General features: G+C 62.5%; 21 protein-coding genes and 1 pseudogene. 11 read left to right on the forward strand and 11 right to left on the reverse strand.

Going from position 1 to position 23,777, the window contains the following annotated elements:
• The 5 genes and pseudogenes from EN993_RS07855 to EN993_RS07875 form a co-directional block, all read right to left on the reverse strand.
• A pseudogene (locus tag EN993_RS07855) lies at window positions 1-440 on the reverse strand (leucyl aminopeptidase); the annotation flags it as partial.
• Window positions 441-490: 50 nt separating this feature from the next.
• Window positions 491-1,180 (reverse strand): N-carbamoylsarcosine amidohydrolase, encoded by a 690-nt coding sequence (locus EN993_RS07860; protein WP_127262847.1) that lies wholly within the window; start codon window positions 1,178-1,180, stop codon window positions 491-493.
• A gap of 11 nt (window positions 1,181-1,191) precedes the next feature.
• The gene (locus EN993_RS07865; protein WP_127262848.1) at window positions 1,192-1,947 is read right to left on the reverse strand and encodes an Asp/Glu racemase; all 756 of its coding nucleotides are present in this window, start codon (window positions 1,945-1,947) and stop codon (window positions 1,192-1,194) included.
• Window positions 1,944-2,768, reverse strand: coding sequence for an alpha/beta hydrolase (locus tag EN993_RS07870; protein ID WP_127262849.1), 825 nt, complete (start codon window positions 2,766-2,768; stop codon window positions 1,944-1,946). The genes EN993_RS07865 and EN993_RS07870 overlap by 4 nt, the downstream gene beginning before the upstream one ends.
• A complete protein-coding gene (locus EN993_RS07875; protein ID WP_127262850.1) occupies window positions 2,765-3,916 on the reverse strand; it encodes an FAD-dependent monooxygenase in 1,152 nt (383 codons plus the stop codon). The genes EN993_RS07870 and EN993_RS07875 overlap by 4 nt, the downstream gene beginning before the upstream one ends.
• Before the next feature lie 389 nt (window positions 3,917-4,305).
• Here EN993_RS07875 and EN993_RS07880 point away from each other — a divergent pair, with 389 nt between their 5' ends.
• From EN993_RS07880 to EN993_RS07890, 3 genes are read left to right on the forward strand one after another with little or no spacing between them, the layout of a single operon-like run.
• The gene (locus tag EN993_RS07880; RefSeq protein WP_127262868.1) at window positions 4,306-4,785 is read left to right on the forward strand and encodes a MarR family winged helix-turn-helix transcriptional regulator; all 480 of its coding nucleotides are present in this window, start codon (window positions 4,306-4,308) and stop codon (window positions 4,783-4,785) included.
• Window positions 4,786-4,822: 37 nt separating this feature from the next.
• Window positions 4,823-5,326 carry a (2Fe-2S)-binding protein gene (locus EN993_RS07885; protein ID WP_127262851.1) on the forward strand — a complete coding sequence of 168 codons (504 nt, stop codon included), beginning with the start codon at window positions 4,823-4,825 and terminating at the stop codon, window positions 5,324-5,326.
• The gene (locus tag EN993_RS07890; protein WP_127262852.1) at window positions 5,323-8,883 is read left to right on the forward strand and encodes a molybdopterin cofactor-binding domain-containing protein; all 3,561 of its coding nucleotides are present in this window, start codon (window positions 5,323-5,325) and stop codon (window positions 8,881-8,883) included. Before EN993_RS07885 ends, EN993_RS07890 begins: the two co-directional genes overlap by 4 nt.
• 299 nt (window positions 8,884-9,182) lie before the next feature.
• Here the strand turns inward: EN993_RS07890 and EN993_RS37695 are convergent, their stop codons facing one another.
• From EN993_RS37695 to EN993_RS07910, 4 genes are all read right to left on the reverse strand, one after another.
• Window positions 9,183-9,332, reverse strand: coding sequence for a hypothetical protein (locus EN993_RS37695; protein ID WP_245468686.1), 150 nt, complete (start codon window positions 9,330-9,332; stop codon window positions 9,183-9,185).
• Between the two features lie 424 nt (window positions 9,333-9,756).
• Window positions 9,757-10,056, reverse strand: coding sequence for a monooxygenase (locus tag EN993_RS07900; RefSeq protein ID WP_127262853.1), 300 nt, complete (start codon window positions 10,054-10,056; stop codon window positions 9,757-9,759).
• 161 nt (window positions 10,057-10,217) lie between these two features.
• Window positions 10,218-10,652: a Rid family hydrolase gene (locus EN993_RS07905; protein ID WP_127262854.1), complete on the reverse strand. Its 435-nt coding sequence runs from the start codon at window positions 10,650-10,652 to the stop codon at window positions 10,218-10,220.
• A 123-nt stretch (window positions 10,653-10,775) separates the two neighbouring features.
• Window positions 10,776-11,684 (reverse strand): DJ-1/PfpI family protein, encoded by a 909-nt coding sequence (locus EN993_RS07910; RefSeq protein ID WP_245468687.1) that lies wholly within the window; start codon window positions 11,682-11,684, stop codon window positions 10,776-10,778.
• 13 nt (window positions 11,685-11,697) lie between these two features.
• Here EN993_RS07910 and EN993_RS07915 point away from each other — a divergent pair, with 13 nt between their 5' ends.
• The 8 genes from EN993_RS07915 to EN993_RS07950 all read left to right on the forward strand — a co-directional run bounded on the left by EN993_RS07915 (window position 11,698) and on the right by EN993_RS07950 (window position 20,891).
• Complete coding sequence (locus EN993_RS07915; protein ID WP_245468689.1) at window positions 11,698-12,627, forward strand: helix-turn-helix domain-containing protein; 930 nt, start codon at window positions 11,698-11,700, stop codon at window positions 12,625-12,627.
• Between the two features lie 290 nt (window positions 12,628-12,917).
• Window positions 12,918-14,384, forward strand: a complete 1,467-nt coding sequence (locus EN993_RS07920) for an NAD(P)/FAD-dependent oxidoreductase (protein ID WP_127262856.1) — start codon at window positions 12,918-12,920, stop codon at window positions 14,382-14,384.
• A gap of 84 nt (window positions 14,385-14,468) precedes the next feature.
• Window positions 14,469-15,362, forward strand: coding sequence for an FAD binding domain-containing protein (locus tag EN993_RS07925; protein WP_127262857.1), 894 nt, complete (start codon window positions 14,469-14,471; stop codon window positions 15,360-15,362).
• Window positions 15,363-15,378: 16 nt separating this feature from the next.
• Window positions 15,379-15,846 (forward strand): (2Fe-2S)-binding protein, encoded by a 468-nt coding sequence (locus tag EN993_RS07930; RefSeq protein ID WP_245468690.1) that lies wholly within the window; start codon window positions 15,379-15,381, stop codon window positions 15,844-15,846.
• Between the two features lie 8 nt (window positions 15,847-15,854).
• On the forward strand, window positions 15,855-16,397 hold the full coding sequence (locus EN993_RS07935) for an SRPBCC domain-containing protein (RefSeq protein WP_127262859.1): 543 nt from the start codon (window positions 15,855-15,857) through the stop codon (window positions 16,395-16,397).
• Window positions 16,394-18,838, forward strand: coding sequence for a xanthine dehydrogenase family protein molybdopterin-binding subunit (locus EN993_RS07940; protein WP_127262860.1), 2,445 nt, complete (start codon window positions 16,394-16,396; stop codon window positions 18,836-18,838). Before EN993_RS07935 ends, EN993_RS07940 begins: the two co-directional genes overlap by 4 nt.
• 49 nt (window positions 18,839-18,887) lie before the next feature.
• On the forward strand, window positions 18,888-19,835 hold the full coding sequence (locus EN993_RS07945) for a LysR family transcriptional regulator (protein ID WP_127262861.1): 948 nt from the start codon (window positions 18,888-18,890) through the stop codon (window positions 19,833-19,835).
• Window positions 19,836-20,114: 279 nt separating this feature from the next.
• Window positions 20,115-20,891, forward strand: a complete 777-nt coding sequence (locus tag EN993_RS07950) for an FCD domain-containing protein (RefSeq protein ID WP_127262862.1) — start codon at window positions 20,115-20,117, stop codon at window positions 20,889-20,891.
• Between the two features lie 183 nt (window positions 20,892-21,074).
• Here EN993_RS07950 and EN993_RS07955 read toward each other — a convergent pair whose 3' ends face one another.
• Window positions 21,075-22,022 (reverse strand): amidohydrolase family protein, encoded by a 948-nt coding sequence (locus tag EN993_RS07955; protein ID WP_127262863.1) that lies wholly within the window; start codon window positions 22,020-22,022, stop codon window positions 21,075-21,077.
• 6 nt (window positions 22,023-22,028) lie between these two features.
• Window positions 22,029-23,606 carry an FAD-dependent monooxygenase gene (locus EN993_RS07960; protein WP_245468692.1) on the reverse strand — a complete coding sequence of 526 codons (1,578 nt, stop codon included), beginning with the start codon at window positions 23,604-23,606 and terminating at the stop codon, window positions 22,029-22,031.
• Between the last annotated feature and the right edge of the window lie 171 nt (window positions 23,607-23,777).

The following is a 23,777-nucleotide window of genomic DNA, read 5'->3' on the forward strand; positions in this document are numbered from 1 at the left end:
GTCTTGGCCTTTGCCAGAAGCGCCTCGCCGATCTCAACGCGCTCGCGCAATTCCTTGGTTGGCAGCAGCCGGGCAAGCAGCGGCGCGGGTTCGACGGCCGTCAAGACGCGCGCGCCGGCCGCCTGGATCGCCATCTGCTCCGGGCTGAACAAAAGAAAGATAAGGTCGACGACCATGTCGGCCTGCTTCAGTGCTTCGACCGCCTCAGGATTGGCCGCCAGGCCGGTCTCGCCGACCGCCCAGGCGCCATTGCCGGGCAACGGCGCGGGCAGGCGCATGTGATACATGCGTGCGCCGAGGCGCTGGCCGGCGGCGAGGAAGGCGTCGGCATAGTCGAGCCGCTCGCCGCCTTGCGACAGCACGATGACCTTCTCTCCTTCATGCACGCCGCTGAGCGTGAGCTGGTGCAGGCAGATTTCAGTCAGAACGTTGCGGTCCATTCAGCGATCTCCTTTGCAATGTGGGCGGCGTCGCGGCCCATGGGATTCGGTTATGCTTTCTGCTTGGGCGCTCTTCGCTGACCGGCGCGCCCGATTTCGTCCAGCGCCTCTTTCAGGCCGACGACGTCGCCATATTTGGCATCGATGTCGAACAGGTTGGCTTCATGCGGCCCGGCGTGCCGGTCGCCAACGCAATCCCTGACCACGATGGTTCGGAAGCCGTGCTGGACGGCATCGACGGCGCTTGCCCGGATGCAGCCGCTGGTCGAGCAGCCGGCGAGTATGACCGTGTCGATGCCATCGGCATGCAGCATCGGCGCGAGACTGGTGCCAAAGAAGGCGCTGGCATACTGCTTGGTGACCACCAGTTCACCTGGGAGCGGTTCGACGCGGTCGCAGAACTCCGCCAGCGGGCTGCCGGGGACCAGGGCCGCCATAACCGGCGCCTTCTTCACCCAGATCCCGCCGTCGGCGCAGTTCGGCGCGCGGTAGAGGATGTTGGTGTGGATCACCGGCATGCCGGCTTGGCGCGCCGCCGCCAGCAGCTCGGGCGTGCGTGCGACGGCTTCAACCACGCCCTGCGCGAAGAGAGGCGCGCCGGGGGTCGTGTAGGCCTTCATGAAATCGATCACCAGCAGCGCGGGCTTGCGCCCGAAGCCGATGCGATGGCCCCAGACGCCGCTGTAGTTGTCGGCTGCCGCCTGCGTTTCCGCCTCGATGGGAATTGCCCGTTGAGTCAACGCCACCTCCCTCAGTACGCGCCGGAAAGCAGCGCGCCGGCGCCGGGAACGACCGGCTCCAGGCCGAGCGCCTTCAGCAGGCCGTAGGTGGTGGCGACCGCCGCCGTCAGCACGGGTTTTCCGGTAAGGGCTTCGACCTTGGCGACGACGGGCAGCGACGGCATCTGCACGCAAGCCGACAGCACGACCACGTCAACGCCTTCAAGGTTCATGCCGGCAACGATGCCGGGCAGGTTTTCGGGATCGTGGCGCGCCACGTCGAGATTGTCGGGGATTTCCAGCGCGCGCCAGTCGGCGACCTCGAAACCCTCCTCCCGGATGTAGTTGACCACGAGTTCGGTCAGCGGCCGCATATAAGGCGCCACGACCGCGATGCGTTTGGCCTTGAGCACCTTGAGGCCGTCGATCAGCCCACCGGCGCTGGTGACGACGGGAATGTCGGCGCCATTCTCCTGCGTGCGGCCGCGCAGCCGCGCCTCCGCCTGCCGGTGATAGCCAAGTCCCATCGCCATGATGGCGACCAGGCAGGCATAGCCCAGCACATCGACGCGGGCATCCGAAAGCTCGGCGGCGCAACGGTCGGACTCGCCGTCCATGGCGGCGAGCTCGTCCTTGCTGACCGTTTTCATGCGCATGCGGCTCGAATGGAAGGTGAAGCGCTCGGGCCGGATGCCTTGGCGAGCCAAAAGCATCGCCGGAATCTCGGTCTCCATTGTCGTGTTGGAACTCGGCACGATCTGGCCGATCCGGAACGGTCTCGTGGTCATGCCGCTTTCCTCGCTGCCAGTGCGGTTCCGAGCAGCCGGTCAGCCGCGGCCAGAAATCCTTCGAGATTGTCCCAGGGGATCATGTGTCCGGCATCGGGCACGTGCTCGATGCGGATGCCGGGGTTGAGCGACTGAATTTCCGCTTCGTCGGCGGGTTCGATGACGCCGCCGCGCGTCGCCACCATCAGGCCAGCAGGGACGGGAAGACCGGACAGATCGCGGTGAATGTCATCGGTATGAAAGCCTTCGAAGGCCGTCACGATGGCGGGCTTAAAGCAGGTGTGCAGCCACTCGGCCCTAAGCGCGAGCTGCTCGCGGCTCCAGATGGGGCAGAAGGTGCGCATCGCCTCTGCGTCCATGCCCCTTTCCGCCTGTCGTATCGAATCCACATACCAGGCAAGCTTCGAAGGGTAGGGTCGGCGGCCTGGGCCTGAGACGGGCGGGTCGACGAGCAGCAGCCGTGCCATGCCGGCCGGGTTGCGCGTCGCCGCGCGGATCGCGATACGCGCGCCCATCGAATGGCCGAGCACCGTCACGCCGGAAAGGCCGAGCGCCGCGATGAAGCCCGACAAGTCGTTGGCGAGGCTGTCGAGGCGATAGTCGAGGTCCGGGCCAGATTGCGACAGGCCGCGCCCACGAACATCGAGGACGTAAACGTCGAATTCACGAGCGAGCCTTTCGGCGACAAAGCCCCACGTCACGGCCGGGCTGGTGATGCCAGGCACCAGCACCAGCGGCGCCCCCGTTCCGCGATAACGCAGGTAGTGCTGGCGGATGCCGTTGGCTGCGACATTGGCGCCTGTGACCGTTGCCGCGCTCACTGCGCCGCCTCGCTGCTCTGCAGCGGCGTCTCATAGACGTCGTAGCCGAACACCCAGGCCGGGTCTTCCTGGCTGCGCAGCCAGGTATTGGCGTTGGAAACCGCCTGCACGCGCGAGGCGCGATCCCTGCGGTTTGCTTCGTACAGGGCGAAGGCCGATGCGTGGTTGCCGGTCCCGGTCTCGCCGAGACACCGCGCCAGCATGGCCGCGTCCTCGATCGCCATGGCCGCACCCTGCGCCATATGCGGCTTCATCGGGTGGCAGGCATCGCCGAGCAGCACCATCCGCCCCTCGCTCCAGACCGGCAATGGTTTGCGGTTGAGCAGCGGCCATTTGGTGACCTCGTCGCTGGCGTCGATCAGCGCTTCGACGACCGGATGGCAACCGGCAAAGGATTGCCGCATCTCCTCGCGGCTCGACGGTACGAACGCCCCGTCGAAATCCCAGGCCGGGTGGGGAACGCCGGTGACGTAGTAGTACCCACTGCGGTCCGCGGTGGTGTGGTAAACCATCATGTGGCGGTCCTCGAACCACCATTTCACGCAATCTTCGAAGTCCAGGCCGTAGCGTCTCAGCTTGTCGGACGAAATCACCGCCCTGTGGGCGACCCAGCCGCTGTAGTTCGGCTTTTCCTCGCCGAGCAGAGCTTCGCGGACCTTCGAGTTGATGCCGTCGGCGCCGATAACGATGTCGGCCGTGACCCGAGTGCCGTCGGCGAAGCTGAGTTCGACGCCGGCGCCATTGTCCGCGACCGCGTCCAGCCGCCTGCCGAAGTGCAGGTTTTCCGGCCGCAACAGCGACACCTGGAGCGCGTGCAGATCGCCGCGATGGATGGTCACATAGGGAGCGCCATACTCTTTTTCGGCGAACGCGCCGAGCCGAATTCGGGAAAGATACTCGCCGGAGCGCCCGTCACGGCTGAACCAGAAATCGGGCTTCGATCCCATGGCGACGACAGCGTCGTCCATCCCGAGTTGACGAAACACCCGCATGACATTGGGACCCATATGGATGCCGGCGCCGATGCGTGAGAATGCGGGCGCTTGTTCGAATACATCGACCTGAAAGCCGGCTTGCTGAAGAAGGGCGCCGCCGGCGGCGCCTCCGAGGCCAGCGCCAATGACGGCAATTTGCGTTTGGATTGGCATGGGCTTGTCGACCCTCCCGTATGAGATCACAGCTGCGACAATCTGCACATTTAGAGAGTACACACTGTAAATGTCAATCGTAAAATGAGGAATCAGAGGAGGACTTTCGCTGTGTACGGCGCCTTTGACATAACCTGCAAACCGAGTATTATAGTGTATGCACTTTTTTTTGGCACGTTCACGATGGGGCTCTGGTGCGGCTTGGGGCCCGATAAAAAGGACGGGACGCGGGCAACCGCGCCTTGATCCCTGCAGGTCCGGCTTCCAACAGACTGTCGGGCAATGTGTCTCGGAAATCGAATATGAAAGCAGCGGAAGCTGTCTTGCATTGCGCGACGACGGCGTTTTATGCATGCGTCGGATGCTACGACTTTGGAGTGGGACACGCGGTGCCGGATCACAGGCCAAACCAAGCGGATCGCATCGAGAATGCGGATCGCTATGTTTTCACGGACCAGGTCGGCTACCTGCTTCGGCGGGCCTATCAGCGACATCTCGCAATCTTTCAGGCGAATGCCGGCGATCCGCAGCTGACGGCAGTTCAATTTTCGACGTTGTGTGCGCTAAAGGACAGCGGCCCTCAGTCGCAAGGCGAACTCGTGAAGGCAACAAGCGTCGATCAGGGCACAATTCGCGGGATCATCGACAGGCTGAAGAATCGCGGCTTGATCGCATTTTCGAAGGACGGCGCGGATGCGCGCAAGGTAATCGTCTCCATCACGGCCGCCGGTCTGCAATTGCTGGAAGCTGTCGTGCCTCATGCGAGAGATGTCACCGAACTGACCTTGAAGCCCCTCAATCCTGCCGAGCGTATGGCACTTCTCCACACGCTTCGCCTGCTCGGCGACGATACAGACCCGAACGACTGAAGTACGCCATAGTGATTGCAGGTTTCAGCAAGTCAGGATGGCGGCCTTGATTGCGCTGAAGGTCAACGGATTGGCAGTCCAGGTCTCCGTCGCACCGTCGACGCCGCTCCTCCTCGTGTTGCGAAACGACCTCGGCCTGTATGGCCCAAAATACGGTTGCGGCCTTGCTGAGTGCGGAGCCTGTGCGGTCCTCGTCGGTGATACCGCGGTTCGCTCGTGTACGGTGCCGGTCGGCGCGACCACCGGCCGGCCCATCACCACATTGGAAGGGCTCGGAACGCCGCAGCACCCGCATCCCGTACAAGCCGCGTTTATCGCAAACAACGCCGCTCAGTGTGGTTACTGTATCAACGGCATGATTGTCGCCGCCGTGGCGTTGCTCAGAAGCAATTCCAGTCCCGATGAGACCGCCATTCGAACCGCCCTGCGTCACCATCTTTGCCGCTGCGGCACGCATCTCGAAATCCTTGCCGCCGTGCGCGAAGCGGCGCTCGCCACATCCAAGGTCGCGAGCGCGAACGTCGAAGAGGCGGCTTCATGACCGGCCCGCGTGATCGGTCTGTCGCGACCTATCTGAAAGGTCCCGATACGCTTTTGGTTCTGCGCCCAAATTCTTTGGCGGGCAGGGACGACGAATTGTTCCTTGCGCTCGACGCGGACGGCCGTGTCATCGCGTTCAACGGTCATGTCGATCTAGGCACCGGGATCCGCACCGCATTGGCCCAGATCGTGGCCGAGGAGTTGGACGTTCCATTCGAACGCGTCCGGATGGTGCTTGGATCGACCGCGGCCGCACCGGATCAGGGCGCGACGATTGCCAGCGAAACCATCCAGATCACCGCAAAGCCGCTGCGAGCTGCCGCTGCGACCGCCCGCGCCCATCTACTGCAACTGGCTGCCGCGCGGTTTGCCATGAAGGCGGAAGACCTGGTCATCGAGGACGGGGTGATCCGCGCGGCAAATTCGGAAGAAAACCGCTTCGTTACCTTTGGTCATCTCATCGCAGGCGGCAACACGCGCCTCTTCATCGATCAGCGCGCACCCGTAAAGCGGGCGGCGCAATACCGGATCGTCGGCCGTTCCCAGCCGCGAAGCGATATACCAGCCAAAGTCACCGGCAGGTTCACCTATGTCCACGACGTGCGACTGCCCGGCATGCTGCACGGCCGCGTCGTCAGGCCGCCTTATGCCGGTTTCGACTCCGGTATTCATGTCGGCTCCAGCCTGATTTCGGTGGATGAGAACTCGGTCGCAGATGCGCCGGGGATGGTGGCGGTGGTGGTGATAGGCGACTTCGTCGGCGTGGTTGCGGCACGCGAGGAGCAGGCCATCGAGGCAATGCAGAGTCTCAAGGTGGAGTGGCGCAGCGCCCCCGATATGCCCGACCTCAATACGCCCGAGGCGGCCTTGCGCGGGAATCCATCGACAGCCCGAAAGCTGGCCGATCGAGGAGATGTTGAACGCGGCCTCGGCGCGACAGCCGAGCCGATGCAGCGCACTTATGTCTGGCCTTACCAGATGCATGGTTCGATCGGACCGTCCTGTGCGGTCGCCGACTGGCGCGACGACGGCCTGACCGTCTGGTCGGGCACGCAGAACCCATTTCCGATGCGCACCGACCTGGCAAAACTTCTCGACATATCGGAAGAGCGGATCGTCGTCGAACGGCTGGAAGCCGCTGGATGCTACGGACGCAACTGCGCTGACGACGTAACTGCTGACGCCGCTCTAATGTCCAGGGCAGTCGGGCGGCCGGTGCGCGTCCAACTTACCCGCGAGCAGGAACACGCGTGGGAGCCAAAGGGTGCCGCGCAGATCATCGACGTGCGCGGCGGCCTGGACGAGGAGGGTGGTCCGGCTGCCTATGACTTCGAAACCCGCTATCCGTCCAATCTGGCACCAACCCTTCCGCTGATCCTGACCGGAAAGGTCTCGCCGGTCCCCGAAGTCGCGCTGATGGGAGATCGCACAGCTGTTCCTCCCTACGCATTCGGCAATCTGCGCGTCACTGTCCACGATATGCCGCCGCTGGCTCGCGCCTCGTGGTTTCGTGGCGTTTCGGCGCTGCCAAACAGCTTTGCGCATGAATCCTTCATCGACGAGTTGGCTACGGCGGCTCAAGTCGATCCCGTGGAATACCGCCTGCGCTATCTCACCGATCCGCGCGCGATCGATCTGGTCCGAGCCGTGGCCGAGCGCTCCGGATGGAAGCCCCACATCAAGCCGGGCACGCATGGCCACGAGGGCGACATTCTGTACGGGCGCGGCTTTGCTTATGCTGTCTATGTCCATGGTCCTTTCCCCGGGAAGGCGGCGGCTTGGGCAGCTTGGGTCGCCGACGTGGCGGTGAACAAGGTGACGGGCGAGATCGCCGTGACCAAAGTTGTCTGCGGGCAGGACACAGGCGCGGTCATCAACCCTGACGGCGTGCGTCACCAGATCCATGGCAACGTCATCCAGTCGACCAGCCGGGTTCTCAAGGAAGAGGTGAACTTCTCATCCAGCGCTGTCACCAGCCTGGAATGGGGCGCCTATCCGATCATCGGCTTTCCCGAGGTGCCGGACATTGACGTGCTGATGATCCCGCGCCCCGACGAGCCGCCCTTGGGCGCCGGCGAGTCCGCATCGGTGCCGAGTGCCGCCGCCATTGCCAACGCGGTTTTCGACGCCACAGGCGTGCGCTTTCGCGAGCTGCCGCTGACGCCGGAACGCGTGCGCGCTGCCTTGAATCCGCTGACGATCCCGCCGCCATCGAACGAAAACAGGCGAACGGCCAAACGTTCGAGCCTGAGGTTCGCCTGGCCACTCGCCGGCGCCCTTTCCGGCGCTGTCGCCCTCGGCGCGGGGATTTTTCCATTCAATGCGGCCATAGCCCCGGTGGCGCGTCCGCTACCCGACGTCTTTTCGCCTGCGACGATCGAGCGTGGCCGACTGGCGGCTGCGGTGGGAGCCTGCAACGTCTGCCATGTCGGCGCCGGCGGCAGGCCGTTCGCGGGGGGTAGGGCTCTCGAAACCCCTTTCGGTATCGTCTACGCCACCAACATCACCCCGGATGAAGCGGCCGGCATCGGCAGTTGGTCCTATCCGGCTTTCGCCCGGGCGATGCGCCAGGGCGTCGCCCGCGACGGACATCACCTCTATCCGGCACATCCTTACACATCCTTTGCCAAAACAAGCGAAGCCGATCTCGAGGCGCTCTATGCCTATCTGATGGCCCAGCCGGCGACAGCGGCGAAAGCACCGCAAACACAGCTGCGTTTTCCCTTTGGCATGCGGCCATTAATGGCCGGGTGGAACGCGCTTTTCTTGTCGTCGTCGCCGGCACCGGCTGATCCCACCCGCGATATCGCGTGGAACCGGGGCGCGGAACTGGTGGAAGGGCTTGGCCACTGCAGCGCCTGCCATTCGCCGCGCAATGCCATCGGCGGAGAGATCAAGGGGTCAATGCATCTTGCTGGTGGCGCCGCAGACGGCTGGTACGCGCATGCGCTTACGGCGAAATCCTTTTCGCCCGTAACCTGGAACGAAAGGGCTTTCTACGATTATCTGCGAACCGGGCATTCCGCCGCACACGGAGCGGCGGGAGGGCCGATGGCTCATGTGATCGATTCGATGGCACCGCTTCCGGATGCGGACATCAGAGCGATGGCGGTCTACCTTGCGAGCTTCAACGTTGGCGGTCAAACGTCCGCGAGTGGCGCGTCGGTCCAGAGCATCATCGCCGCCGCAAATCTGGCCGCACCGGACGCGGCAGTGGCTTTCCCTCGGGGTGCGCGCCTGTTTGCCGGCGCTTGCGAGATTTGTCACTCGGAAACGTCGCCCATCACGTCGCTTGCCCTTAACACCAATCTGCATGCCGACGCGCCGGAGAATCTGCTCCATGCCGTCCTGGAAGGCGTGTTCGCGCCGGCAGCCTCGCCGCTCAGGACAGACGCGGGTGATTTCGGCGTCATGGCGATGCCGGCCTTCGGCGGCGTGCTGCATGATGCCGATCTGATTGACCTCGTGGGCTATCTAAGGGCGCGTTTCGCACCCGGAAAACCCGACTGGCAAGCCATCCCGGACTCACTCGCCGCCCTCCGATCCGCTCATCATTGAACCAACGAAAATATCACTTCCAAACACCAACGTTCCCGCCGAACGGCCAGGGGAGATGGTGTTCCCACCGCTCGGGGCACGCATCACGCCTGTCCCGTTCTCGTCAGTCGCGCAAGACGACAACCATCCGGCCGCCTGCCGAAACTCGCTTTGGACGCCACAGCCTTCGTCGCCCGGTCATCGATTTCGAGACGGCTCAGGTTCTGCTGTGTAACAAGCGATCCTGGCTGCATCAAAGGCAGATGGTGTTGTCTTGGGCAGCCGAAGAAGGTCAGGGATGGCATCGTCGGCCCAGCCTGTCAGCGAGGCGACCATTTGGCGAGCCGGGCGGCGAGATCGGCCCGCACGATCGGCACGTCGCGATAGGCTTGCATGGCGCGCTCCTCGACGGTCACCCGGATCGTCGGCGCCAGGAGGTCGAAGCCGTAGGAAAGGCCGCCGCCCATCACGATCAGGTCGGGGCGAAAAGAGATGCAAGAGGTTGGTAAGCCGATGCGGAGCCACTTGGCTTGACCAGTTGGCGAGCCGCCGCATCACCCGTCCGCGCGGCCTCCACGACATGCCGCGCCGAATCGCCATTGTTCGAAAGGCGCCTGGGCAGCGAGACGTCGCTCGGCGCGGCATGTCGTGTCGCCCGTCCAAGCGCGGTGCCGGAGGCGACCGCCTCGGATTGATAGATGCTCTCGAAATGGCACCGCTGGATCATCCTCAATAGCCCGTGAGATCAACCGCAGGACTACTCGGCAGCCAAAGGCAGCGGCCGTTCACGCCTGTGCTTTATCGTCAGCCAAAGATCCTCGTTCTCGATGACGCAGGCAGTCAGCGCGGCGCCGCTTCGTGTTGTCTCGCACCACGCAATCGTCTGCATATCGCTCATCGCCCCCGGGTGGCCATGGACAGCGATTCGTTGACGCCGTACGAGCGGACGTCGATGTCGGTGATGCCGAAATCCTTCAAGCGCGCGGAATGTTTCTCTGTATACGTTTGCGCGCGCGCGACGCTGTCGAACAGATATACTCCGCCCGCGACACCTCGATCAGCCGCCTCGGTCCACACCTTCCAAATCAGCCCCGGCTCATTGGCGATGTCCAAGGCCAATCCATCTAGCACACGGGCCATCTCTTCGCCCCACGGCCCGCGGAACCCGAATTCAAACACCAGAAGCGTCGTCATGGTCAGTCCTTTCCAATGCTTGAAATTTCGCGCCCGCCAGCTCGGGCGGGTGTCGATAGTAGATCGACCGTTGCTTCATGCGCATCGTTAGATGCTTGCGCCCCACGAAGCCTACCTCCACGTGGCTCGAAACCACCGATCAGCCGCTCGGCCGTCCACAGCTAGTCTGCTGAGATCGCCACGATCGCTTCCACCTCGAAAAGCATACCTTCGAGGGCTAAGCGCGGAACCGGAACTAGCGTGGCCGTCGGCATCATGCCAGGACCATAAGCACGTGCGAACTCCTCGCCGAGAATGTGAAGCTTCTTCTCATCGTGATCGACGACCAGCATCGTTTGTTTGATGACGCTCTGCAGATCGGCGTTGACAGCGGCCGCAGCGACCGCAAGGTTCCCGAGGGCTTGCCGTACCTGAAGACGGAAGTCAGGTGAAAGTGACCCGTCCGGCGTTTCACCGCCTTGCCCAGCTATAAATGCGATACGGGCTCCCGTGCCGAGCCGGGCAACATGCGAATAGCCGTAAGCCGACGGGTCATAGAGGCTGGCAGGATTGATGAACTCGAATGCTCGAGTCTGCGCCGTTTTTGCATTAGCCAATGGTTTCTCTCTCTCTTTTGCTGGGTTTGTGGTCGATCCAGTCGTAACCGCTACGCAAGCGATAGGTGACCCCGTCGAGCTGCTGCCGTATTGCGCTACAGCTCGACGAAAATCCTCGCGTAGTTACATCGCAGCAGACTGACCGGAGCCTGGCCGCTGCTGATATTTCGAAACTGCCTCATTCACGCATTGCGAGAAGAAGCCCTTGCCGAAAACTTTGACTTCTTCCGTAAGCTCCGGCCCCGCCAATTCTGCCGTGCCGACGCCGAAGATTGCCTTGGGGTGGTATTCAACGTTCAGTTCCTGCAACTTGGCTGCATGCTCACCACGAAGGCGAGACAAAACGAGAAGAGCTGCCTCAAAGCCGCCAGTCGCGGGACCAGCTGTAAACAGCTTGCCGTCTTCAACCACGGAACCGCCCTCGACGACGTCGCAGCCGAACTCAGACAGGCGATCGATACATTGAAGATTGGTTGTTGCGCGCTTGCCTTGCAGCAAACCAGCCGCGCCAAATAGCAAGGCGCCAGCGCAAATCCCGATAAAGTAGGGCTCGTGCATGGCCTGCTCTTGAACGAAGGCAATGGTTTGCGGATCTGAATATACCTGCGGCGCCATGGCTCCCGCCACAAGAACGTCCAACTGCGGGCACTCCGAATATGTTGTCGTTGCGGCCAGCGGTAGGCCACCCCATGCGCGGATCAACTCCTTGGTCTTTCCCACGTGGTAAAGCTCCACGCCTGATGAGAATCCTAAGACCGATTGGACCCCAACGACGTCCATCAACAAAACCCCAGGTTCGATAAGCACGCCCACCTTGATGGGGCGATCTGCAATCTCGTTCACTTTGGACTCCAATCCGCAAACATCCTTTTGCAGTCCGCAGCTTAGTGGCCCGTTGCTTGGCGTAAACGACAATAAATTGACGATTTCCGCCAAAATCGGTACTGAGCAATCAATCGCCCCATGTTGCTCATGGATGCCGTCGCGGAACAAAGGTCCACACATGCCACCAACGAAGTCGGTGCAACTCATTGCTTTCTCTAGGATGAGTTTTCTGGATATATCCGGGCCGCTCGATGTGTTCCTCACTGCAAATCTCGTCGTCGATGGACCTCATCAGCCTTATGATGTTTCTGTCCTGTCGCCTGCTGGTTCTGTGGAGATGCCCGCAAGTATCTCCATTCATACCGACGCGTTAAGCGAGGATACGGCGGCGCCGCATACATTGATTGTGCCGGGTGGACCGGGCATTCATGCCTTTTGCGAGGGGGACCGGTTCAAGTCCATTTTCGAGGTGCATGCCAAAAAGGCGAGCAGGCTAGCGTCGGTATGCACCGGAGCCTTTGCATTGGCTGCTGCTGGGCTGCTCGATGGGCGCCGGGCAACGACACACTGGCAGTCCTATGACGACCTTGAGAGCCGTTTTCCCAAGGTGCTCGTGAAAAGGGGTCCCATCTTTATCAATGACGGTCATATCTGGACATCTGCCGGCGTGACCGCGGGAATAGACCTCGCGCTTGCGATGGTTGAACAGGATCTTGGACAGGCCGTGGCGCTCGAAATTGCCCGCAACCTTGTGATGTTTTTGAAGCGGCCGGGCGACCAGGCGCAATTCAGTGTTCCCCTCACATTGCAATCCGAGAGCGGTCGCTTCTCCGACCTTCATGCCTGGATGAGTGCCAATCTTGCTGAAGACTTGTCGATCCCTGTGCTCGCAACACGTATGAACATGAGCGAGCGCAGTTTCCTGCGGCACTATCGCAGTCATACGAGACGCACACCGAGCAAGGTGGTTGAAGCGCTGCGCCTGGAGGCGGCGCGGCATTTGCTTCTCAATACCGATCACCCCATGAAAGATATCGCCGCCCGATGTGGTTTTGGGAATGAGGCAACGTTCTTGCGGCGATTTGGCAAATCGTTTGGCACCAGCCCCGGCCAGCATCGCGCACATTTTGGATCCCAGATGCCAGATTAGAATGCCCAGCGCTTATGGCGATCCAGCCTTGAAAAGCTCGATGCGAGCATGCTGGACGGCTGCATCCATCAAGCCCCGAGACGCAACAAGTCGTGCGCGCGATGCTATCGCCGGGCGCATGGCGGCCACGTTAATTTCGGCTTCTGAAGAGTGATCGCGGCGCGCTGAGGCGACCGCGGGTCACCTGGAGAGCCGATGAGACAGCCATCCGCCTTTGATCTCGACACGATAGCGCTGACCGTCTTTTCGGCAAATGGCGCGAGGGGCAGCTTGGCCTGGGGGCGCAGCACATGAGTCTGGAGGAGCTCGAAAGCCTGGTCAAGCGCCAGAATGCCTTCATAGACTTCCCGAACCGGCCGTGGATGCCCGAGACGACGTCCCCGAGGGGGCATGTCTATGATGTCGTGATCGTCGGAGCCGGGCAGAGCGGGCTTGCGGCTGCCTATGGGCTTATGCGCGAGCAGGTAACGAATATCATCGTACTTGATGCGGCCCGCGAGGGGGAGGAGGGCCCCTGGACAACGTTCGCACGGATGATCACCCTGCGAACGCCGAAGATACTTAGTGGGTTGGACTTCGGCAATCCGTCGCTGTCGCCGCGCGCCTGGTTCGAAGCGCAGTGGGGCAGATCAGCCTGGGACGAACTCACAAAGATTCCGCGAGGTATGTGGCAGGATTATCTGATCTGGTACCGGCGCGTGCTGGGCATTCCGGTGCGCAACGACAGCCGCATAATCGACATCGCGCCCGCGCCGGCGGCAGGGCTCTCTCTGCGGGCCGCTGATGGCAACGAATACCTGGCACGCAAGCTCATCCTTTGTACTGGCCTCGACGGCAGCGGCCGATGGGAAGTTCCATCGGTGGTGAGCGCAGCGCTGCCGCGCGATCGCTACGCCCACACCGCTGATGCAATCGATTTCGGCGCTCTTGCCAGGCGCCGAATCGGGGTCTTGGGGAACGGGGCGTCGGCGTTCGACAATGCGGCGGTGGCGCTTGAGCGGGGGGCTGTACAGGTATCACTCTGCCTTCGCAAGGAGACCTTTCCACGCGTCAATGTCCATAAATGGATGGAGACCCCAGGTTTTCTCGGTCACTTCGCGTCGCTGCCCGACCTGGCCCGCTGGCGCTTCCTGCGTCAGGTCACGTCGGTAAGCCAGCCGCCGCCACAGGACACGTTCTGGCGCTGCAAGCGCCATGCGAACTTCTCGCTGCATACCGGCGCAGCCTGGACTGCTGTGGCTTTGGATGGTGATGAGATCGTCGTCGACACCCCCAAAGGGCGGATGCACTTCGATTTCCTGATCGTTGGCACCGGGATATCCCATGCGTTGCATCTACGTCCTGAGCTTGCCGGCATCGCCAATGAGATCGCCACCTGGAACGACGTCTTCATGCCGCCCGCGGATGAGGCGGACGCCTACCTGGGTCGAGCACCTTATCTGGGCGCGGGCTTTGAGTTTCAGGAACGCAGGCCCGGAGTGGCACCTTATCTGCGTCGCATTCATAATTTCAGCTATGGCGCGACCCTCAGCATGGGGTTGTCGGCGGCCTCCATCAGCGGCATGCGCTACGGCATCCCCCGCTTGGTGCGGGGCGTCGTCGGAGATTTGTTCAGGGAAGATCAGGACAGGCATTTCGCGTCCCTGCTCGCTTACAGCGACGAGGAGATCTCAACGCTGGAATTGCCAGATGACCCATCGCTCATTCCCGGTCCGCCGACAGCGACCACCCGGGACACAACCGAGGCGTCGGTTTGATCTTGATGGCGGGATATGACGCCTTCGCCTTGGGCGGTTCCAGAAACCTTGCGCTCTCCAGAGGCTTTCTCCGAAAGGAAATCCATGTACCCCGCGCCATTCAATTTCATCAGGGCGGGGAGCTTCTCGGAAGCTTCCGCGGTTCTGGCGGCCGATCCGGACGCCAAGGCGATTGCTGGTGGGCAAACCCTGATCCCAATGATGAAGCTGCGTCTGCTGAAGCCGGCCCTGCTCGTTGACCTGCGCGGAATTTCCGGCGCGCGCGACATCGCACTCGGCGCCGCCGCCGTCGAGATCGGTGCCCTGGCGACCCATGTGGACATTGCAGGCTCGGACGTTGCTGAACGCTTCAGCATTCTGCGCGACTGCGGACAGGGCATCGCCGACACGCAAGTTCGCAACATGGGCACGATCGGCGGATCACTGGCCGAGGCTGATCCCTGCAGCTGCTGGCCGGCGCTGCTGGTCGCGCTCGATGCACAGGTCTTGTGCGAAGGTCGCGACAGCCGGCGTGTCCAAGGCGTGCGCGAACTGCTGGAGGACGCTTACACACCGGCCCTGGAGCCCGGCGAACTGATCACGCGCGTCGCCATAGCCCGCCAGGCGTTGGAGGGCTACGGCACATTCGTTGCCTTCAAGCGTTGCGCACCGGCCTATCCGACGGCGAGCTGTGCCATGCAGATCGCCTATGACGGTGATCGGATCGCGAGCCTGCGCATGGGCTTCGGTTGCCTCGGCCTGACCGCGCTTGCCTTCGACGAGGGAAACGACATCGCCGCCGGCAGACAGGTCACCGAGAACTTGGTCGAAGAAGTAGCCGAAGCCGCATCGATCTTCGTCGAGCCCTTCGCCGACGCAAAGGGTACGGAGGAATACAAGCGGCAACTCGCGCGTGGCCTGGTCAAACGCGCATTTGGCATCGTCGAGGCACGCCGTCTCGGGCGCCCCGCAGTGGAGACACATCAATATTATGGCTGAGTATCCGACTGTGCGCATGGCCCTGAAGCTGAACGGTCACCAACTGCAATTTGAAGTCGAGCCGCGGACCCTCCTGGTGGAGCTAATCCGCGAGAACGCCGGTCTGACCGGCACGCATGTGGGCTGCGATACCAGCTATTGCGGCGCCTGTACGGTGGTCGTCGACGGCCGCTCGGCCAAGTCCTGCACGGTGCTCGCGCTGCAGGCCGATGGCGCAGAAGTCACCACGGTGGAGGGACTTGAAACGCCTGAAGGCCTGCATGTCCTGCAGCAGTCCTTTGCGGAAAATCATGCGTTGCAGTGCGGCTTCTGCACGCCCGGCTTCCTGATGTCGGCGCTGGCGCTGCTCAGCGTCAATGCCGATCCCGACGAGGCCGCCATCCGCAAAGCCTTTAGCGGCAATACCTGCCGCTGCACCGGCTATCTCCCGATCATCGCGGCGGTTAAGGCCGCCGCCGTCAAGCTCAAGGAAACCGCACAATGAAAGTAGACATGGACGGCAATTTCGAGGTGACTGCGTCGCCTGCGGAAACCTTCGTCTTCATCACCGAGCCGCGGACTTTTGCTCCGATCCTCCCCTATTTCAAGGAACTGCATTCGGTCGAAGGCGACGGCTTTGGCGTGCTCCTCGAAGTGGGCGTCCCACAGATCCGGGGGCAAGCCGATGTCGCGGCGCGCCGTGTCGAGTCAGTGCCAAACGAACGCGTGGTCTACACAATCAATGGTCGCCATGCGCTGGGTATGATCGACGCGCGCATGACCTTCGTCATCGAGCCCCTCGACGCGGGCTCGCGGGTGAATTGGACGAGCGAAGGCACCGTCAGCGGCACGCTCGCATCCCTGGCGCAGGGCATCCTGCTGCCGCTGGCGCGACGTCAGGTCAAATCACTGGTCGTGGCGGTGCAAAAGGAGCTCGGCGTAGTGCAACCCGAACCGGCTGCCTCGGCTAGCCTGATGAAGCGCTCGGTCACCTCGATGAAAGGGCTGTTCGGCGCCACAAGGGCGAAAAGCCCGAACGAGGATCTGCCATCATGAGCAACGACAAGCCCATCGTGCGGCGCGAGGACGGCCGCCTGATCCGCGGACGTGGCCGCTTCGTCGACGACGAAGGATCACGCGCACTTCATTGCAAGCTGGTGCGCTCGCCCTATGCGCATGCGCGTATACTGGGCATGGACACAAGCCGCGCCGAGTCGCTGCCGGGAGTGGCCTGCGTCCTAACCGGCGCGGAAGTACGCGAGCTAACCAATCGCTTCCCACAGATGGCACCGGAGCCGACCAGCCGTATCAGCGACTATTGCATGGCAACCGAACGGGTGCGCTTTCAAGGGGAGCCCGTCGCAGCTGTCGTGGCGACAAGCGCCGCCATTGCCAGTGACGGCGTAGAACTCGTGCGCGTCGACTACGACCCCTTGCCGGTCGTCGTTGATGCAGTTGCCTCGCTGGGGGTCGATGCGCCAATCCTTCACGATGAATCGGGGACCAATCAAACCTGGGGCTCGCTGTTCGACTGGGGAGACGTGGACGGCGCCTTTGACAGCGCCGATGTCGTCGTCGAGATCGACCGGCTGAAGTTCCACCGTTTCTCGAGCACGCCGCTCGAGGGATTTGCCGGTCTCGTCACCTGGGAGCCGACCGGGCGGGTGGACATGCTGTGCAACCTGATCCAGCCGGGCGTGGCGATGAAGTTTATCGCACCCGCGCTGCGGATCTCGCCCGAGCAGCTACGCATCCGCACGCAAGACATCGGCGGCGGCTTCGGCATCAAGCAGAACCTCTATCCTTATCTGATGATCGCGGCGCTGTGCTCGCGCAAGGTGGGCTATCGCCCAGTGAAGTGGATCGAGGAGAGACGCGAGCACCTGCAGGGCAGCGCACATGGCAACGAGCGCACCTTCCTGGACATCCGTGTAGCGCTCACGGCCGATGGCGAGATCACCGCAGTGGACGCGCGGCATGTCGACGACTGCGGTGCCTATCCGCGCTATGAGCCTCTCGGCGCTGTCATCTGGAGCCAGGTTGCCCCGGCCTCTTACCGATTGCAGAACCTGCGTGTCGATTTCCGCCAGGCAATGACCAACAAATGCCCCGTGGGACCCAACCGCGGCTTTTCGCGAATGCAGAATGTCTGGTTCCTCGAGCGGGTGATCGACATCTGCGCCCATGAGATGGGCATCGCACCCGATGTCATGCGCAAGCGCAACTATGTCCCCGAAATGCCATGGACCACGCCCAACGGCTGCGTCTACGATTCCGGGGACTACGGCGCTATGCTGGAAATGGCGAAGGACCTGATCGGCTGGGACGATTGGATCGCCAAGCGCGACGCCTGGCGCGCCGAGGGCCGGATCGTCGGCATCGGGATCGGCACGGCGCTGGATTCCGGCACCAACAATTTCGGCCAGTCGCGCATCGTCAATCCGAACTCGCCGCTCTCCGGCAATTCGGAGGTGGCCAATGTGCGCCTGGGCGTGGATGGGACAGTCACCGTCTCCGTCGGTTCGGTGCCGCAGGGGCAGAGCCACGAAACGATCGCCGCGCAGGTTGTCGGTCAGGAGTTGGGTATATCCTCCGATCTGGTTCTGGTCGCCATCGGCTTCGATTCAGAGCGCATGTCGCACAACAACCATTCGGGCACCTATGCCTCGCAATTCGCGGTGACGAGCCTCGGCGCCATCCATGGCGCCGTGGAGAAGTTGAGGGAGGAATTGCTGCGGGCCGGCAGCTATTTCCTGGGCCAGCCTGCCGAAACGCTGAGGGTAGGGACTTTCGATGGCGTCGCCTCGGTGGCCGCGCCTGACGGGCAGTCGGTTTCGCTGGCGCGGATCTCGAACCTCGTCAACGCTCAGAGCGCCGAGCTTCCACCTGAGCTTATGGATGTCTCGCTGAATTGCCGCCATGTCTATCGTGCACCGTTCCAGGTGCCGGACATCGAGAAGAAGTTCGGTAACCTGACGCTCACCTATGCTGCGCAGGTGCATGTCGCCGTGATCGAACTGGATCCGCTCACCTATAATATTCATGTCCACGACTATTCGATCGTTGACGACTGCGGCAAGGTCATCAACCATCAGATCGTCAAGGGCCAGGTGATCGGCGCGGCCGCTCATGGCTTTGGCGCCGCGCTGATGGAGTGCTTGAAATATGACGAGGCCGGCAACCTTCTGACCGCCACCTTCAGCGACTACTGCCCCCTCACGATCATGAACATGCCCAACCTGCACTACGGCAACCGTGAATCGCCTTCGCCCTTCACCTATAACGGCGCCAAAGGCATGGGCGAAGGCGGTGGCGGTCCGATCTTCGCGATCTCGTCTGCTTTACAGGATGCCGTAGCGACCACCGGGATGCGGCTCGACCAGTCGCATTACTCGCCCAGCGATATCCACGCGTTGCTCTCAGGCACTGCCGAAAGACGCGGTGCCAAGGTGTCAATGACGGTGCGAGCGCCATCACGCGAACCGTTGCCGGCGTGAAGGAGGGCGACTACGTTGGCCGATGTGCGGCCGTGCGAACGGAACCTAGATGACGCCATCGGGCACCTACCGCGACTTTCCAGCCGAAAGGCTGAGATATCTCTACGAATCCGTGCGCCTGGGCACGATGCGGGCGGCAAGCGATTTCCTCGACATGGCACCGTCCTCCATCAGCCGGCAGATCACCGCGCTGGAGAAGGAAATTGGCATCGAACTGATCGAGAAGAACCGGCATCGCGTGCTCCTGACCCCAGCCGGCGAGCGCCTGATCGAATATTACCGCGACCGCCTGGCGCAGCAGGAAGCCTTGGTCACAGACCTCGACGACCTCAAGGGACTGCGCACAGGTCATTTGAGGATTGCGGTGGGCACCGGGCTGATGCGTGTGGTTATCGCGCGGGCGGTGGCTGAGTACACGGCCAGGCTGCCCGGCGTTCGCATCGATGTCGTCTCGGCCCCCTCGCGCGCCGTCATATCGATGGTCCGCGACGACATGGCGCATTTCGGCGTGGTCATGGATGCACCTATCGATCCGCGCGTCTGGTCGCGGTCGGGTTTCCCCGAGCCTAACTATCTGATTGTCGCGCCGCACCATTCGCTGGCGTCGGCGTCCAAAATCGACATTCGCGATCTCGTCAATCAGCCCCTGATCCTGCCTGAAGGCGGGTTCCGTATTCGCGATGTGCTGTCCGAATTCGAGGCTAATCATGGCTTGTTTCTGGACACGCGGATCACCGCATCATCCGTCCAGTTCATAGCGGATGTGACCTCGGCGGGCACGGTCGCAACCATCATGCCGCTTGGCTGCGTTTCCGACTATGTCGAGGCGGGCCGACTGCTTGCGCTGCCGATCTCGAATCCGGAATTGAACACTGGACGAGTGAACATCGTCACACGCGTCGGCCGCCGCCTATCATCGGCCGCCATCGCGTTGCTAGATCTCTTGGAACGGCAGATGAAGAACCGCAGCCGACCGGAGCGGCGGCCCACCGTCTAGGCGCAGCAAACGAGTCAGAACTGCGCCACGCGGCGCTGGCCGGCTTCGCTGCGAGCCGTACAGCAGTCACAAATGCCAGGCAGGCGCATCGCACACGTAGATGTTGCTCCACGCGACGCTGCCTTTGGGCAGAAGTGGGACTGTCTTCGGGGCTGCTTTCGTCGGGATGTTGCAATCATGGACAAAATCCAACGCCGCCGTTGCCTGCTCGCATTTTACCTAATTGTGATGCTAAAGCGGACCTAAGCGATCGCAGGTGAGCGCCATTCGATCGCGCTGATGGAGAACCGCAAGATGCCGCCAAAAAAAGGATCGAGTGATGTCTCCCTCGCATTCCAAGCTTACGAGAGCCTGCGCAAGGATATCGTTACCTCCCAGTTTGAGCCCAACGCTCGATTGCGTCTGGATGAATTGCGTCTTCGCTACGGCGTGGGGCCTAGTCCCCTGCGGGAGGCGCTGATGCGCCTGGAGTCCGAAGGGCTCGTCCTCCTGGAGCCCAACAAGGGTTTCCGAGTCGTGCCTATCTCCAAGGATCATCTGATGGACGTGATGCACGTTCGAACCGAGATCGAGGTCCTCTGTCTGGGATGGTCAATCGACCAGGGCGGCGTGGAGTGGGAGTCCTCACTCGTCGGCGCCTTGCATCGGCTCAAGCGCTTCTCGAAGACGGCGGTCCCTTCGGCAAGTTCGTCCGACGACTGGCGCACTGCGCACCGGGCCTTCCATTCCGCGTTGATCTCGGCCTGCGGCTCGGAACTTCTAAGATCGTTTCACTCGGGGCTGTTCGACCAGGTCGAGCGCTATATTGCCATTTCAGTTGGTATCACCGACCAGCCGCGCGACGACATCTCCGAGCATGAGGGTTTGGTGCAGGCCGCGCTCGACCGGCAGACCGAGGAAGCGGTCGTGTTGCTGCGCCAGCATCATATGCGCACGCTCGACAAGCTCGTGACCCAGCTGTTCGGACCGGAAGGCGCTGCCCAGAAGGGCGCCCGCGGGAAGCCTACGGTCAAAAGCGCCGGCAGGGGCCGGTCCACCACGCTGGATCTTTCGTAGCAGTCGCTCGCAGCGGTGCGGGCGGGTAACGGGAAGGCGCGACTTGCATCATTGCAGCCTGGATCAAAGGCATCCGCGTCGAACGGATCAATTTCGATGCGCCGTTCGGGTTTCCAGCTGTTCATTTGGCCGGTGCTGCTCCGGCTGGCGGAACATGGCGGGAGGCGGCCGTGGGAGGCTTGCCTAGTGGAAAGCGTCGAGCAATCTCTGGGTGTTCGCGCCGAAGATATCGGCGGGACCGCTGCCAGCAAGTTGCGTGTCCGGTTCGAGCAGGCCCATCGGAAAGGGCCAGTCTGAACCGAAGACAATGTTGCCGCCTCCAAACACGTCCCTGGCAGCTGTCAGTGTGGCGTTGGAGTGGGTAACGCAATCGGCGTGGAAGCGCTTCAACTGAGCGCTCGGCGGCGCGATGCTCGTGTTGACGCCAGGGCGGTCGGTGCGGAAGCCTTGCTCCCATCGTCCTGCAAGCGCTGGCACCGTGCCGCCGCCATGTGACAGGAGCACCGTCAAGCCATCGAAGCGTGCAAGCGCATCGGAAAAGACCATGTGGGCGACCGCGATGCCGGTTTCCTGCGGGTTGCCGAGCAGGTTGGTGAGGTAGAAGGGTTCCAGCCGCTGGTCGTGGCTCTCGCCCGGATGCAGGAACAGCAGCGCGCCGCCGTCTGACAGGACGCGCCACAAACCGTCATACTCGGCTCGGGAGAGGAAGACGCCCGAGCCCGTCGAGGCGGTGAAGAGCTTGTTGCCAGCCGCCAGCCGCTCGGCTGCGATGCGCTCGGCCTCGCGCGGATGCTCGATCGGCAGGAAACAGACCGATGACAGCCGGTCCCGCAAGGGTTCGACGATTTCGTCAAGGCCTGCCGTCAGAGCGCGCGCCCATTCGCCGGCCGCTCCAGCCTCAAGATGCGGCCTGAACAACGGCGGCGGCGGCGAGACCCAAGCGCGACCGATGGAGAACCGGTCCATCCAGTCGATGAGCGCCGAGGGTCGGAAAAGCTGCTTCATGCCGATCGTCTTGCCGTCGATCAGAAGTTTTTCGGTTGCCGCATCCCATTCGATGCCTCGCACGCCCGACAGATGGCGCGATTGCACCGGTACGAGATGGGTATGCGTGTCCAGTACGATAGCCATGCTGTCCTAGTCCTTCTGCAGCGGGCGGGCGGGCATGGCCTTCGCAGCTTCGTCGCGAAAGGTGCCCTCGCTGCAGATCAGGACGATATGGTCGTCCGGCCGGACCAGCACCACGGACCCGTCTCCGACCCCCAGCCGCACGCGGAATGCGTCGCCGATATCAAGCAGCATGCGGGCGCGCAGAGGATCCGACGCCGGGATGTCCCAACGCGAAACCGCGAAATGGCGAAGGCGCTCACCGTCATCGGCGGGCATGTCTAGCCGGCGGCGGGCATCGCAGAAATGGAGCGCAAGGAAGTTCCCATCGATCAGATCATGAGCCCGCATCGGCTGGCCGTCCGGACCCTGCAGGCGGAAGTCGGGGAGCCGCTCGCCGACGCATGCGGGGGCAAGCTCGGTGCAGGCCATCGACCATGAGCCGGTGCCGTTGACGTCGAGACGCATGCCAAGCAATGAGCGCGTATATACATTGGCCCAGTCCGAGCCGGACATCACGTCAGTCGCATCGCCCCTGGCATCCATGAGATGCCGCGCGGCTTCCGCCATTTCGCCGGCACCCTTGACGGCGATAGTCTTCTGCTCCTGCTCGTAGCCGTCGAGCAGCGACTCGGGCGCAAGACCCTTGTGTACCCAAGCGAGGCGCCAAGGCAGGTTGTGCGCGTCGGTGGCGCCAGTGTTCAGGCCGAGTGCCCACATCGGCGTCAGCAGGTGGGCGGCATCACCCATCAGGAAGACCCGACCGTCGCGCCAGCTCGTCGCGACCCGATGATGCACACGGTAATTTGCGCTTTCCAGAATGACCGCTCCGTCGACATCGCCGATGAACTTGAAGACGCGGGCCTTCAGGTCCTCGGGCGTCGGCTGGGGCGCGTCCGGCGCCGCCGGAAAGACGAAGCGCCAACCATGCGGCTGACGCACAAGGATCATCCATTCCTTCGGATCGGAGAAATAGGTGAGATAGGGGTAGTCCCGTGGATTGGCGACATCGAGGTCGAGGTCGAGGTCGATGAGCGTATATCGCAGATCGAGGGACGTGCCTTCGACCTCCACGCCCATTTGTGCCCGTGCCGCGCTGCGCCCACCGTCGCAGGCCAAGAGGTAAGCGCCTCTGACCTCGACCAAACCCGCCTCGGTTTGGAAGGTCGCAACCACGCCGTAGGCATCCTGGCGATACTCGATCAGCTTGTGGTCGTACGAGATAACCTGCGGGCCCGCCCGCTCGGTCAGCGTTTGTGTCAGCAGCGGTTCCAACTGGTGCTGTGGCAGGTTTGCGAAGAATGGAAAGCGGGTTTCGGCATCGACTAGTCCCGTTCGCAGGGACAAGGTCAACTCGCCGGTGCTGCGCCTGAGCTCCCCTATCTCCTCGACGCGGATGGCTGCGCCGACGATGTTGTTCACGGCCCCATAGCGCCGCATGATTTCGAGTGTCCGAGGCAGGATCGTTCCAGCCTTCGTCATGATCGAGGGACCTGCATTAGCTTCGAAGACGCGCACGGGAACTCCGTAATGGCGCAGCCCAAGCGCCGTCAGCAGCCCGACCGGCCCGCCCCCGACAACGATGACAGGTAATTCTGACTCGGTCATGCCGATACTCCAGCTTGCACTTTCGCGCACAGGACCACTTCCTCATTTTAACGTCAATATGAAAAATCATCGATGATTTGCAAAATTAGAGAAAACACAGCAGATCATGGTTGACTCGCAAAATCTGCTATGACACGCTCATATCGTCGACCTTGGCCTCGATCCCCAAAT

The organism is Mesorhizobium sp. M7D.F.Ca.US.004.01.2.1, assembly GCF_003997785.1.
GTDB classification, from domain to species: Bacteria; Pseudomonadota; Alphaproteobacteria; order Rhizobiales; family Rhizobiaceae; genus Mesorhizobium; species Mesorhizobium loti.